12 protein-coding genes and 1 other annotated feature are annotated in these 12,742 nt (G+C 43.7%); of the genes, 2 read left to right on the plus strand and 10 right to left on the minus strand.

Translation table 11 applies throughout. The features are described 5' to 3' along the window. Nucleotides 1–70: 70 nt before the first annotated feature. From proS to murI, 6 genes are all read right to left on the minus strand, one after another. A complete protein-coding gene (gene proS / locus D6853_RS11685; protein WP_092245235.1) occupies nt 71–1,504 on the minus strand; it encodes a proline--tRNA ligase in 1,434 nt (477 codons plus the stop codon). A gap of 85 nt (nt 1,505–1,589) precedes the next feature. Continuing rightward, nucleotides 1,590–1,799: a binding site (T-box leader), on the minus strand. Between the two features lie 165 nt (nt 1,800–1,964). Beyond that, nucleotides 1,965–3,041: a hypothetical protein gene (locus tag D6853_RS11690; RefSeq protein ID WP_120658190.1), complete on the minus strand. Its 1,077-nt coding sequence runs from the start codon at nt 3,039–3,041 to the stop codon at nt 1,965–1,967. Nucleotides 3,042–3,167: 126 nt separating this feature from the next. Beyond that, nucleotides 3,168–3,839, minus strand: a complete 672-nt coding sequence (locus D6853_RS11695; RefSeq protein WP_120658191.1) for a DNA alkylation repair protein — start codon at nt 3,837–3,839, stop codon at nt 3,168–3,170. Between the two features lie 10 nt (nt 3,840–3,849). Next, the gene (nrdG, locus tag D6853_RS11700; RefSeq protein ID WP_120658192.1) at nt 3,850–4,401 is read right to left on the minus strand and encodes an anaerobic ribonucleoside-triphosphate reductase activating protein; all 552 of its coding nucleotides are present in this window, start codon (nt 4,399–4,401) and stop codon (nt 3,850–3,852) included. Nucleotides 4,402–4,528: 127 nt separating this feature from the next. Further along, nucleotides 4,529–6,760 (minus strand): anaerobic ribonucleoside-triphosphate reductase, encoded by a 2,232-nt coding sequence (nrdD, locus tag D6853_RS11705; protein ID WP_120658193.1) that lies wholly within the window; start codon nt 6,758–6,760, stop codon nt 4,529–4,531. A 124-nt stretch (nt 6,761–6,884) separates the two neighbouring features. Then, nucleotides 6,885–7,703, minus strand: a complete 819-nt coding sequence (gene murI, locus D6853_RS11710) for a glutamate racemase (protein WP_120658194.1) — start codon at nt 7,701–7,703, stop codon at nt 6,885–6,887. A gap of 41 nt (nt 7,704–7,744) precedes the next feature. Between murI and D6853_RS11715 the strand changes: the two genes are divergently transcribed. Then, a complete protein-coding gene (locus D6853_RS11715) occupies nt 7,745–8,194 on the plus strand; it encodes a hypothetical protein (RefSeq protein ID WP_120658195.1) in 450 nt (149 codons plus the stop codon). Here D6853_RS11715 and D6853_RS11720 read toward each other — a convergent pair. From D6853_RS11720 to trmB, 3 genes are read right to left on the minus strand one after another with little or no spacing between them, the layout of a single operon-like run. Further along, the gene (locus D6853_RS11720) at nt 8,180–9,091 is read right to left on the minus strand and encodes an SH3 domain-containing protein (RefSeq protein WP_120658196.1); all 912 of its coding nucleotides are present in this window, start codon (nt 9,089–9,091) and stop codon (nt 8,180–8,182) included. The genes D6853_RS11715 and D6853_RS11720 overlap by 15 nt on opposite strands. A gap of 33 nt (nt 9,092–9,124) precedes the next feature. After that, entirely contained in the window at nt 9,125–9,445 is a 321-nt protein-coding gene (gene trxA / locus D6853_RS11725) for a thioredoxin (protein WP_120658197.1), read from the minus strand. Nucleotide 9,446: 1 nt separating this feature from the next. Beyond that, nucleotides 9,447–10,097, minus strand: a complete 651-nt coding sequence (gene trmB, locus D6853_RS11730; protein ID WP_120658198.1) for a tRNA (guanosine(46)-N7)-methyltransferase TrmB — start codon at nt 10,095–10,097, stop codon at nt 9,447–9,449. 141 nt (nt 10,098–10,238) lie between these two features. Between trmB and D6853_RS11735 the strand changes: the two genes are divergently transcribed. Next, entirely contained in the window at nt 10,239–11,648 is a 1,410-nt protein-coding gene (locus D6853_RS11735) for a D-alanyl-D-alanine carboxypeptidase family protein (RefSeq protein ID WP_243108346.1), read from the plus strand. Between the two features lie 55 nt (nt 11,649–11,703). Here the strand turns inward: D6853_RS11735 and D6853_RS11740 are convergent, their stop codons facing one another. Next, on the minus strand, nt 11,704–12,639 hold the full coding sequence (locus tag D6853_RS11740; RefSeq protein WP_120658200.1) for a 3'-5' exonuclease: 936 nt from the start codon (nt 12,637–12,639) through the stop codon (nt 11,704–11,706). Nucleotides 12,640–12,742 lie beyond the last annotated feature (103 nt).

Raw genomic sequence — 12,742 nt, forward strand, 5'->3', positions numbered from 1 at the left:
AATAAGGCAGTGTGGAATGCTGAAACTCCACACTGCCTTTATTATTGTTATTGTCGGTCTGTTATCCGGATCAATATGCTCTTCCCCAGTAAACCATCTTCTTCGCAGGCTTGCCGCAGATAGGGCAAACGTCTGAGATGTTCTCCTGCTCGAAAGGCATACAACGGCTCGTTACGTTGAACTCTTCCTTGATCTTGTCTTCGCACTCGCGGTCTCCGCACCACATAGCCTTTACAAAGCCCTTAGTCTCCTTGAAGTTCTCTGCAAACTCTTCTTTGTTGTGAGCAACGAATGTGTGCTCCTCAAGGTGCTTCTTTGCTCTTGCAAGCATATCATTCTGGATCTGATCAAGAAGCTCTCCGACTTTAGCTGCTACATCTGAGATCGCACACTCGATCTTTTCTCTTGTATCTCTTCTTACAAGTACGCACTTGCCTGCCTCGAGGTCCTTAGGTCCGATCTCAACACGGATCGGAATTCCTCTCATCTCCTGCTCGGCAAACTTAAATCCGGGTGTTCTGTCTGTATCGTCTGTCTTTACCCTGTAATCTGAAAGGCTCTTGGCGATACCGTATGCGGCATCAAGAACGCCTTCTTTCTTCTGCTGGATAGGAATAACAACAACCTGGATAGGAGCGATCTTAGGAGGAACAACGAGTCCTGAGTTGTCTCCGTGTACCATGATCATAGCTCCGATAGTACGTGTTGTAAGTCCCCATGAAGTCTGATTTACATAGTGAAGCTGATTGTCTTTACCTGCATACTGGATACCGAATGCCTTTGCAAATCCGTCACCGAAGTTGTGGCTGGTAGCGCTCTGAAGAGCTCTTCCGTCATGCATAAGTGCTTCTACTGTGTATGTAGCCTCTGCTCCCGCAAACTTCTCTTTATCTGTCTTCTGTCCTTTGATAACGGGGATGGCCATATCATTCTCAAGGAAGTCAGCGTATACGTTGAGCATCTGTTGTGTACGCTCTTCAGCCTCTTCGAATGTTGCGTGTGCTGTATGGCCTTCCTGCCAAAGGAACTCACGGCTTCTAAGGAAAGGTCTTGTCTCTTTTTCCCATCTTACAACGCTGCACCACTGGTTAAGAACCTGAGGAAGGTCTTTGTATGAATGAATCTCGCCCTTGTAGTAATCGCAGAAAAGAGTCTCTGATGTGGGACGAACACAATATCTCTCTGTAAGAGGCTCCATTCCTCCGTGTGTAACCCATGCAACTTCAGGTGCAAATCCCTCTACGTGATCCTTCTCCTTCTGAAGAAGTGACTCGGGAATGAACATGGGAAGATAAGCGTTCTGAACTCCCGTTGCCTTAAATCTTGCATCAAGGTGCTTCTGAATAAGCTCCCAGATTGCGTAGCCCGCGGGCTTAATTACCATACATCCCTTGATGTTGGAATAGCTTACGAGGTCTGCCTTGATACATACGTCGGTATACCATTGTGTGAAATCTTCATCCATGGATGTGATCTCTGATACAAGTTTCTTGTTGTCAGCCATTTTGGTTCTCCTTTTTTTGCAATTAAGTGTTTCCGGGAACTTTGAGAGATATTTTTTCAAAAATAAAAGAACCCTCAAATCCCATAACAGGGACCGAAGATTCTCGGCGGTACCACCCTATTTAAACCAAGCATATTCTGCTGTGGTCTCACTCAATTTAACCCTTAACGCGGGATACGCCGTATTTTCATACGGGACTCCAAGGTAGGTTCGCTGTTTGGTCGTAAGAGCCTCGCACCAACGGCTCTCTCTCTGAAACGCTTACGCAGTTACTGATCCTCTTCAACGTCATATTATTTTAAAAATGATTTTATTAACATTTATGTACCTTGTCAAGGGGAGACGCTCTCCACCTATATTTCACTGCCAAGACAAAACAATCTCTTTAAATCTGGGAAGACATATTTCGCATAAGCCATATTCTTCCGTAGATACAATTCCGCCACGACCAAGCCTTCTTCTATACGGAGACATCGATTCCTACGGTAGACATGGGTGCTACTGTTGTTCCTCCTGCTGCCGCTCCGGGCATGGAGATTATAGGAGTAACTGACTGAGCACCTGCTTTAAATACAGGCGCGGAGCCTCCCGAAACCACGCTGCTTGCAGCATTTGAGGAACTGTTCTTCTTAGATTCTTCATAGGCAAAGAGCTTTTTAAGATATTCTTTGTCGGCTTCAGCTATTTCTTTCAGTTCCTTGGTACGATGCTTGATCTTGAGCATCTTAAGATCGTCTTCGGACATGTTTGGATCGGGAGCGTACATAGTTTCTGCAAGATCTGTAAGATCCATTTCTTCCATCATACTCTCCATCTCTTCCGAAAACTCACTCATAAGCTCTGTTAATGCTTCACCTTCTGACTCCGGAACATCTACCGGAACATCCTGAATTTGAGGACCTTCCATGATGAATTCTTCCTCATACTCCATATCATCAAAAGGCTCTTCGATCATTTCCTCTTCATCTATCTCCTCTTCTGATGCTTTCTCATCTTCAGAAGCACTGTCGTCTTCACGCTCTTCAAGCGCCTCTCCAATACCCACGGAGCCGCGTTCTATCATCTCTTCCTGCTCAAGGTGATGAACTTTCTTTCTGGCGACCTTTACCATGGAATTAGCATGATCTATAGCAAGCTGTATTTCTTCTTCGTCGTACTCGCCGCTTCCTTTAAGGCGCTTTAATCTCATCACTTCGCGTCTTGCGGATTGCACGGCTTTCCTTGCACTTACGCTATTTTTACTTCGTATTATCATCGAAGATATCTTTTTGAAATTATATTGGAGTTTCTTTTTCTGAAGGGATGTTGCCTTGGATTTATTTCTGGCTGCGCGCAGTTTCTCTGCATAGCACATACTCTGATCCGCTACGCTCTTTTCTCTCTCCGCTTTTCTCATCTCATATTCTAATTTCGCAAGGGATTCCTCGGGTTCAGACTTAGGCTCTGCTTTCCTATTAACCCGCATAGTGTACGCATTAGATATCGATTCAACTACTTTTTCATTTGAAAATAAGTCTCTCATGATCTCGATAGACATATGCATCCTCCTTGACGCTTTTTGGCAACTCCGTTTGTCAAAACTATCTCATATCATATATCGACATTTTTTGAATATAATTAAGGGCCATACTGATTATTATGATCAGTATGGCCCCGGTTTATCTCATCTGAATGTTTTAAGGTATTCCTTATGCTCGTCGGTAACTCTAAAACTCTCAACAGCTTTCTGAATTGCCTTTTTGTGGACCCATTCATCGAGCTTTCGATCTTCAAAATATTTAACGCTCGCGTCGTATTGTTTGGCAAGTGCTGTCGCGAAATACCAAGCCACCATCATCTTAAGGTAATAGTCTTCGCCTTTTTTGGACGCAACAAGCTCAAGATATTCCTCTTTGAAATCCTCATCCAGAAATTCATTCATAAGCATGCGCATGCCAAAACGCGCAGTGTAGACATGGTCTGACGCAATCCACTTCTTGATATACGGAAGGAGCTTTCCATGATTCTTTTTAAAGCATTTTGGCGTAGCCTGATCTGAAACCGGCCAGCAATCCACATACGGAAGGAACTTCTCCACTTCCTTGATGCACTCATCAAAATCCTTTATAAGCGAAACAACAAAGAAATGAACGAGATTCTCTTCGTAGTATTTATGCGGAAGCTTGCTTAAAAACTCACCCCTTATATCGCTCTTAAAGACTTCTTTTGCGACCTCGCGCATCTTGGGCGTTCTGACCCCGATGATTGTCTCGGGCGCTATATTGGGTACAAGCTTAGCCTGAAATTCCTTGTATTTAGAATCTTTTTCTTTTAATAGCATCTCATAAACTGTCATGATAGCAACCTCAGCTCAGTCTTGATTCCTCTTTGTCGTTATACTTAGAAAGGACAATTTCTCCTTTTTTTAGACTTTCGGGAACATCGATAACTCTTTGGTTTGACGATCCTCGGAATCTAAGAAGAAGGCTTCTTTTTTCAAGCTCGAACTTGCCGTCAACGAGAACATCGATCATTGAAAGGATTGCATCTGTATCTTCTCCGTGGCATCTCTTGTTGTCTTTATCGTTAAGCTCTTCCCATGTGTATCCGGAGTAGATCCAGATTGTGGCGTGGGGAACTTCTTTTTTCACCCGCTCGATAAGAGGTCTTATCTCTTTTTGATTTACAATCTCCATAGGCTCTCCGCCAAGGATAGAAAGACCGCTTACATACTCGGGTTTTAATGACTCTACGATCTCATCCTCTACCTCTTTGGTATATTTGTTTCCGTACATGAAATCCCAAGTCATTTCATTAAAGCAGCCCTTGCAGTGGTGCGTACATCCGCTTACAAAGAATGCCGTTCTACAGCCTATTCCGTTTGCAACATCATTAAAATATATTTGTCCGTAGTACATATCGCCTCTTCTTTTATTCAAAACAAAATCTTGTTTATGGGCAAAACAAGGTCGGATAATTCCGACCTTGCTGTTTATTGTGGTATTATTTGTTGTTCCTTTGTCAGGACCGAAACTTTGGTTTGTATCAGCACTTAGGTGTTGCGAGGTGGAGAACTCTTTCTTTGATCTCCTGGGTGCGTCCCTGGTTCCAGAACTGTGTTCCGATGTAACCACAGGTACGTCTTGCAACATTCATCTTGTTCTGATCTCTGTTACCACAGTTAGGGCATTCCCAGATGAGCTTGCCGTCTGTATCTGTAACGATCTTGATCTCCCCATCATAACCGCAACACTGGCAATAATCAGACTTGGTGTTGAGCTCTGCGTACATGATATTGTCGTAGATGTACTTCATAACTGATATAACCGCATCGATATTGTTGGTCATATCGGGAACCTCAACGTAGCTGATAGCTCCTCCGGGTGACAGAGCCTGGAACTCAGACTCAAATTTAAGCTTGGTAAATGCATCTATCTGCTCTGTTACATGAACATGATAGCTGTTTGTGATATAGTTCTTGTCTGTAACTTCCGGAATGCTTCCAAAACGCTTCTGAAGGCACTTAGCAAACTTGTAAGTGGTTGACTCAAGAGGTGTTCCGTAAAGTGAGAACGAAATATTGGTCTCTGCTCTCCACTTAGCGCACTTGTCGTTAAGGAACTGCATTACCTGAATTGCAAAATCTTTACCCTTGGCATCGGTGTGTGATACACCCTTCATGTACTTGGTACATTCGCAAAGTCCGGCATAGCCAAGTGATATTGTCGAGTAGTTACCAAACAAAAGCTTGTCTATGTTCTCGCCCTTCTTAAGTCTTGCAAGGGCTCCGTTCTGCCAAAGGATAGGTGCCACATCGGAAGGTGTTCCGAGAAGTCTCTCATGTCTGCACATAAGTGCTCTCTTACAGAGCTCGGTTCTCTCTTCCATAAGCTCCCAGAACTTGTCGATATCCTTGTTTGATGAGCAAGCTACATCTACAAGATTGAGAGTTACGACACCCTGGTTGAATCTTCCGTAGTACTTGTGCTGGCCTTCCTCATAATTGAGAGCGCCTGCCTTGTTGCCCTTGTTGCAAAGCCCCTCTGCAACCTTCTCATTGTCGGGAGTAAGGAAGCTTCTGCATCCCATGCAAGGATATACGTCGCCAGCCTTAAGCTCTCTCATCTTCTTAGCTGAGATGTAATCGGGAACAAGTCTCTTTGCCGTACATTTAGCGGCAAGTTCTGTCAAATACCAGTACTTGGAATCTTCATGTATATTGTCTTCGTCGAGTACATAAATGAGCTTGGGGAAAGCGGGTGTTATGAGCTGACCCTTCTCATTCTTTACGCCGGTAATTCTTTGTTTAAGCATTTCCTCGATGACCATAGCCAGATCTTCTCTTGTCTGACCTTCCGGGACCTCATCGAGGTACATATACACGGTTATGAAGGGCGCCTGTCCATTGGTAGTCATAAGAGTGATTACCTGGTACTGAATTACCTGACATCCTCTCTCGACCTCTTTCTTGACGCGCATCTCTGCGATCTCGTTGACCTGCTTCTTGTTGATCTTCATTCCGGCAGTCTCAAACTCGAGCGCAACTTCCTTACGGAACTTCTGTCTGCTGACGTCCACAAAAGGTACGAGGTGGGAAAGAGTGATACTCTGTCCGCCGTACTGTGAGCTTGCAATCTGTGCGATCGCCTGAGTTGCGATGTTGCATGCAGTTGAAAAGCTCTTGGGACGCTCGATCATGGTCTCGGAAATAACTGTTCCGTTCTGAAGCATATCCTCCAAATTAACCAGACAGCAATTGTGCATATGCTGAGCAAAATAGTCCGAATCATGGAAATGGATAAGCCCTGCTTCGTGTGCCTTGACTACATCCTCGGGAAGAAGGAATCTTCTTGTGATATCTTTGCTCACTTCGCCCGCCATGTAGTCTCTCTGAACGCTGTTGACTGTAGGGTTCTTGTTGGAATTCTCCTGCTTAACTTCTTCGTTATTGCACTCAATAAGAGACATGATCTGCTCGTCAGTCGTGTTGGACTTTCTGACAAGAGCATGCTTATAACGATATGTGATGTATTTTCTGGCAACCTCGAATTTACCGGATTTCATAAGGCCGTCCTCGACCATGTCCTGGATTTCCTCGACGCTTGCCGCACGAGTTAATGAAGCGCACTGCTTCTCGACTCCCATCTCGATGTCACTGATTTGGCCTGCTGTCAGTTTTTTCTCTTCAGTAACCTCGTTGTTAGCCTTCTCGATAGCCGCAAGAATCTTATTGCCGTCAAACGCCACTTCCTTACCGCTTCTCTTAATGATCTTCATAAGAACCCCCTTGCAATTTACAATCCCTTTAAATCAATCACATAGATAAAATGAACCACAACTATATCTTGTGGTTGCAAATTAATGATAATACATTATATTGATTAATTCAAGAGAATTAATATTATTTTTTTCGTACTTCTTCAAGCCTGTTATGCAGTCTTTTCAAGTGTTCCAGAGTTTTCTCATCCGAAATGCTCTTTCCGGAGAAAAAATATTCCGTATTCGACTCACACAACATCTTGTGTACGCTATCAAAGTATACCACATTATCGGGGGAATTGGTTAAGGAAAGTCCCAAAACATCCGCTAGATGTCGAATTGTCCCGTGATTTCCGTCGATCAGAAGGGTTTCTTTTCCAAAAAATTCTCTGTAAAGCGGTTTAAAATAATTAAAATGTGTACATCCAAGAACAAGAGCGCAGTAATTCTCAGTGTTGTAGTCCGAAAACTGCTCTCTTAAATATTCTCTGACATTATCTGTATCAAACTCTTCTCTTTCGGCAAACTCAACAAGTCCCGGCATCGGCAAAAGATCTACTCTGTGCTTCTCATCAACCCTGTGGAGAAGATCTCTTAATTTATCCTCTCTAATGGTAACGGGGGTAGCTATCACCATGATCCTCTTTTGCTCGGTTCCCTCAACCGCAGGCTTGACGGCGGGCTCCATTCCAAGGATCGGTACGTCGTATCTTTTCCTAAGTTCCTTGATGGCTACGCTGGTAGCTGTGTTGCACGCTACAACGATCGCTTCCGCTCCCTTGTCCAAAAGAAATTTCGTAATCTCTTCGGAATATCCCAGAATCTCTTCGGGAGTCTTGTTGCCATACGGAACGTGCTCAACGTCGGCATAGAATATGTAATTTTGCTCGGGCAAAAGATGGTATGCCTCGTGAAGAACAGACAGGCCACCTATTCCCGAATCAAAAATTCCAATCTTCATTATTTTGTCTGATTTCCTTTATATTATGTTATACTTACAGCATGAGCGATAGAAAAATAGACGAACTGCAAAAACTCTATGATAACCCAAAGGTAGGAACTCTCGTACAGGAGATCTGCGAATACTACGCAACTCAGGACGGCTATGAAGACAACTCATACCGCGATGAGATCGAACCTCACGAGATAGTCGAGTCCGTTTATGGTCTTTTTTGCCTTCAGAGCAGAGAGCAGATTCTCGACGAATTTGCCGTTGTACAAAAAAGATATCCTGCGCTCTATGAGAGCGTCAGAAATCTAAGCTCAACTCTGCTCATCAACATGGATTATCATTCTTTGGAAGAAGAATACGCCAGAAAGATTGCAGACTATGCCAAGGACACCTCCAAAGAGGAAGTCTTAAGTCACACAGATTCTTTTTCCCGTTCCAGCAAGTCTTTATCCGAAGCTGTCGATCGTTTCTATAGTTGGCTCCACTCAAGGAGTCGTTAAATAATTCATGGAAGCATACAGATATTGGCCTTCGTATTCTACGATCGCCCAGTATCCGCCGCCGTCTACAGCTACTCTCTTTAGCTGCGTGCCAACCTTGGCAACGGCAACCACTTCACTTCCCTCTTCATTCTTGGGCTTATTCCTTAGATTAAGATCATTGGTTATAACCGTCACGGTATCATCAACCTGATTGTATCCTGCGGGGATTTCGAAGGTTTTGGGCTCCTCCGCTGCTCCTTCAGGATTTTCCTGTGTTTCTTCCGTAACTTGTTCCTCCGGATCTTTATGGAGGAGTCTATCAAACACACTTGTCTTTAAAACCACGCAAACAAGCGTCAAAATAACGATTCCCGTCATAATGGACGCGATCCTTACGACGATCCTCATCATCTTATCTTCCGACTCGTCGTACTCTTCATCGTCATAATCGTCTTCGTAATCCCTGTCGTAGTCGTCCTCTTCGTAGTAGTCATAGTCTCTTCTGCGAATATCGTCTTCGTAGCGATCGTCTTCACGGACATCATCCTCGTAATAATCCCTACGAGATCTTTCTCTTCGCGGTCTTATCGGCTTCTCAGGATCTTTTTTGGGCACACTCTCCCTGCGCTCGTCTTTCACCGTTTCTTTTCCGAGCTGCTTATTACCGCTTTCAGCTTTCTGTCTTTCGCGGAAATATGCCTCTCTTTCCTCTTCCGTAAAGAAGTTGTACGGATCTTCTATCTCGATACCGTTGATTACCGTTGTCTCGCTAAGATCCGGTTTCTTTACAGGCTCCTCTTTTTTAACGGGAGTTTCCGTCTTTTCTTTAACGGGTTCTGTTTTTTCAACTTTTTCAACGGGCTCTTCTACTGATTTTTTCTTATAGTCTTCAAAATTTGTAATCTTGTCCGCCAAAACTTTGCTCCTCTTTAAAATAGTGCTGGCCTTTTAAGCCAGCACCTTATCGATAATTCCCTGTAATTTTGTTTTGTTCAGCGCTCCAACTGCCGTATCCACTACTTCGCCGCCCTTGAAGAATGCAAACATCGGTATGGACATAACGTTGTACTTCTGTGCTATATCAGGTGCCTGATCAACATTAATCTTCATTACCTTAAGCTCACCTTCGTATTCCTCGGCAAACTCATCCATCATGGGGGCCATCATCTTGCAGGGCCCACACCAGTCAGCTGAAAAATCAACCAAAACCGGTAATTTGCTTTTTAGAACTTCTTCTTCGAAGTTCTGGCTGTTTAAACTGTAGTCCATATTAGCTCCCCTTTCTGCTCACAATGTATTTAAATATCGGATTGCCCATGGAAGAGAATCTCTCTTCATACTCGGTCATCACATTGTTCTCTTTCATAACGGGATCGTTATGAAGATCGCGTGTGACTGCATCCAATGTCCAACCTGCCGGCTCAACCTCCTCGAGTGCAAAATTAAACAGGTCTTCGTTGTCCGTCTTAAACTCAACCACGCCGTCCGGAACAAGTATCTTGTCATATCTCTTAAGAAATTCTCTTGAAGGAAGGCGTCTCTTGGCGTGTCTGTCCTTGGGCCATGGATCCGAGAAATTAAGGTATATCCTGTCGACCTCAGACGGAGCGAACACGTCGCATATATTCTCCGCATCCATCCTGATAAAAATAACATTGGGAAGAAGGAGCTGTTCCTGCTTCTGGATGGCACGTAAAAGAACACTTGAATATTTCTCTATTCCAACGTAATTGATGTCGGAATGGAGGGCCGCCATGTCCATTAAAAATCTGCCCTTACCCATTCCTATCTCAATATGGATCTTATTGTCATTACCAAATACCTCTTTTTTCCAGAGGCCTTTCATCTTCTCGGGCTCTTTGACGGTGAACTTACTCTCCGCAATAACTTCTCTTGATCCCGCAATATTACGTAAACGCATTTCTATTCCTACCTGTACATCTTATAAAAGAATTTTACAACATTTGCCCTCGATTTGGAAGTATTGTATTATTTACATACGATGAACAACACAGTATACGCTAATAATAAAGGAAAATTTCATAAAATTGTTTTAGCCCTAATGGCAATCATGTTGTTATCCTCTCTTTTGGCAAAAGACGTTTATGCCGATGAGCCCGTAAAGGAAGGGGATCCGGGCAAGCTCATGGACGTCGAGCAAAGAAAAGCGCTCCCGATAGAGAGTAATCTTATCGACAGCTGGCCGCAGGGTCCTACGATAGGTGCCAAATCGGCTATTGTCATGGAAGAGAAAACAGGCACGATATTATACGCCAAGAATATCCACGAGGAGCTCTACCCCGCAAGTACCACCAAGATAATGACTTGTCTTCTTGCGGTTGAAGGTGCCAATCTAAACGATAAGATAACCTTCTCAGACGATGCCGTTTTCAGTGTTCCGCATGACGGATCAAGTATCGGAATGGATGTGGGACAATCAATAACGCTCGAGCAGGCGCTCTACGGAATCATGGTGGGAAGTGCCAATGAGGTTGCCAACGCCGTTGGCGAGCACGTAAGCGGAAGCATCGATGAATTTGTTAAGCTCATGAACAAAAGAGCTACGGACATAGGCTGTAAGAACACTCATTTTTCCAACACCAACGGTCTTCAGAGAGCCGACCACTACACAAGTGCGTATGATCTTGCGCTTATATCAAGACAGTTTTTTAATAACGAGCTTCTTTGTAAGGTCGCAAACACGCCAAGATATCACTTCACACCGACAGCAACACAGCCGGATGATTTCTATCTTAATAATAAGAATAAGCTTATTACCGGAGAGATTCCTTACTCGGGAATTATCGGCGGTAAGACCGGTTACACGGATCTGGCACAGGAAACGCTGGTCACCTGCGCGGAAAAGAACGGAATGAGACTTATCTGCGTCGTATTTATGGAGGATTCTCCCGAGCAGTTCAACGACACGGTTACTCTTCTTGATTATGCGTTCAACAACTTCACTTCGGTCAACATCGCTGACAACGATACAAGATATATGCCTGATGACTCACTTTTCTTTGAATCAGACAACGATGTATTTGGAAAGTCCGGCACGATCCTTCGTCTTAACGACGATGACTGTGTAATACTTCCCAAGACCGCTAAGATCGAAAATACCGAATATACTGTATCTTATGAGCTTACTGAAGAAGATAAAAAAGAAGATCCTTCCGCAGTCGCCAAGATCCTGTATACCTATAAGGGATGCGATGTGGGAAAAGCTCTTGTATCGTATTCGGGTCAGAGCGGTTCTTCTTCCGCTGAAGGCGGTGCGAGAAAGCCTGTTTTTATAAACGTAAAGATCCTTCTTATAATCGCTGTGGCAATTGTTATTATTTCGATCATTTCGGAATCAATGTCGACAAAGGCTATCTCCAACAGAAAGTTTGCTTCAAAGAGCGACCGCATCAGATATAAGAGGAGAAAGCGCGAATTTAAAAAATGGCGCATGGGATCCAGGAAATTCTGACAAGTATGTAATTTAAATCACATAACAAGCATATAGAAAGCCATGATCGTTAAGGTCATGGCTTTTGTCTTTTCTTTATTTTTCTTTGTTTCGCCTTCATGTCTTCGACATCCTCGGGCGGGATAAATCTGCAGGTCTTTATTACAAAAAGCCTTCCGTCCTCAGCCTTTTTGATCCTGACCTTAGCTTTCATAAATCCGTGTTTATCGCAGTATGCCACGGCGTAGTAGTGCTTGCCGTTAGGCGAAAACCACTTAACCTTCCTTCGGATATTCTTTCTGCACAGGTAGCACTTGGTGCTCATTATCTCCATGTTCTCAAGAATATCTTCTTTGGTATCAAATTCCCTTGAGATGTATTTCTCATAGTTATCAAAGATGATCTTGATCTCTTGCTTCTTGGTCTTTGGAGTCACATAGGTGTCAAAAGAAATCTTGCTAAGTATCTTTTCTCCGAATCCTTTAAAGATTTCCGCCGTATAGATAGCATCGGAAAGCGCCCTGTGAAAAGGAATATCGCTGTCCAGACCAAGCTCTGTAGCCGCAGATTCAAGAGACTTCCTGGTTCTGCCATCGTCATAGGCCAGGCTGTAAAGCTTTTGAACATCGTAAAAAGGAAGCGGCCTGTCCGAAAGAAGAGGCATTCCGAAGAAATCAAGATTGCGCTGAAACTCGGTCAGATCAAGCGGGCCCCAGCTGCAAAACTTAGGATCTTCTCCGCACCAATCAAGAAAGTCCGTCGCTGCCTCCTGAAAAGAAACACCGTTTTCAAGATCTTCCATTGTAAGGTGTATAAGCTTACCCGTTATCTTGTGCATCTGCTTGTGTATCTGTGGTTTGATAAGTCTGCTGAATTCGCCGACTTTTTTCTTTTCTTCATTAAGTTTAACTGCACCTATCTCAACGATCTCAAAAGAGAGAGTCTTGCCGTCAACCGTGACCGGTGCTTCGCCCTGATTCCATTCAAGATCAAAAATAATATAATTACTCATTCCTCATCCGCCTTATATCCTTATTAAACTATACGGTCCACCAAAAATAAATGCAACTGGTATTGACATTTTAGATTGTATGCAATATAATTTCGTCAAATCA

The organism is Butyrivibrio sp. X503 (genome assembly GCF_003625475.1).
Taxonomy (GTDB): domain Bacteria; phylum Bacillota; class Clostridia; order Lachnospirales; family Lachnospiraceae; genus Butyrivibrio.

Bases quoted from the DNA above. Each gene is read 5' to 3' on its own strand.
- proS (WP_092245235.1), bottom strand. From the start codon at position 1,504: ATGGCTGACAACAAGAAACTTGTATCAGAGATCACATCCATGGATGAA.
- D6853_RS11690 (WP_120658190.1), bottom strand. From the start codon at position 3,041: ATGTCTATCGAGATCATGAGAGACTTATTTTCAAATGAAAAAGTAGTT.
- D6853_RS11695 (WP_120658191.1), bottom strand. From the start codon at position 3,839: ATGACAGTTTATGAGATGCTATTAAAAGAAAAAGATTCTAAATACAAG.
- nrdG (WP_120658192.1), bottom strand. From the start codon at position 4,401: ATGTACTACGGACAAATATATTTTAATGATGTTGCAAACGGAATAGGC.
- nrdD (WP_120658193.1), bottom strand. From the start codon at position 6,760: ATGAAGATCATTAAGAGAAGCGGTAAGGAAGTGGCGTTTGACGGCAAT.
- murI (WP_120658194.1), bottom strand. From the start codon at position 7,703: ATGAAGATTGGAATTTTTGATTCGGGAATAGGTGGCCTGTCTGTTCTT.
- D6853_RS11715 (WP_120658195.1), top strand. From the start codon at position 7,745: ATGAGCGATAGAAAAATAGACGAACTGCAAAAACTCTATGATAACCCA.
- trxA (WP_120658197.1), bottom strand. From the start codon at position 9,445: ATGGACTACAGTTTAAACAGCCAGAACTTCGAAGAAGAAGTTCTAAAA.
- trmB (WP_120658198.1), bottom strand. From the start codon at position 10,097: ATGCGTTTACGTAATATTGCGGGATCAAGAGAAGTTATTGCGGAGAGT.
- D6853_RS11735 (WP_243108346.1), top strand. From the start codon at position 10,239: ATGGCAATCATGTTGTTATCCTCTCTTTTGGCAAAAGACGTTTATGCC.
- D6853_RS11740 (WP_120658200.1), bottom strand. From the start codon at position 12,639: ATGAGTAATTATATTATTTTTGATCTTGAATGGAATCAGGGCGAAGCA.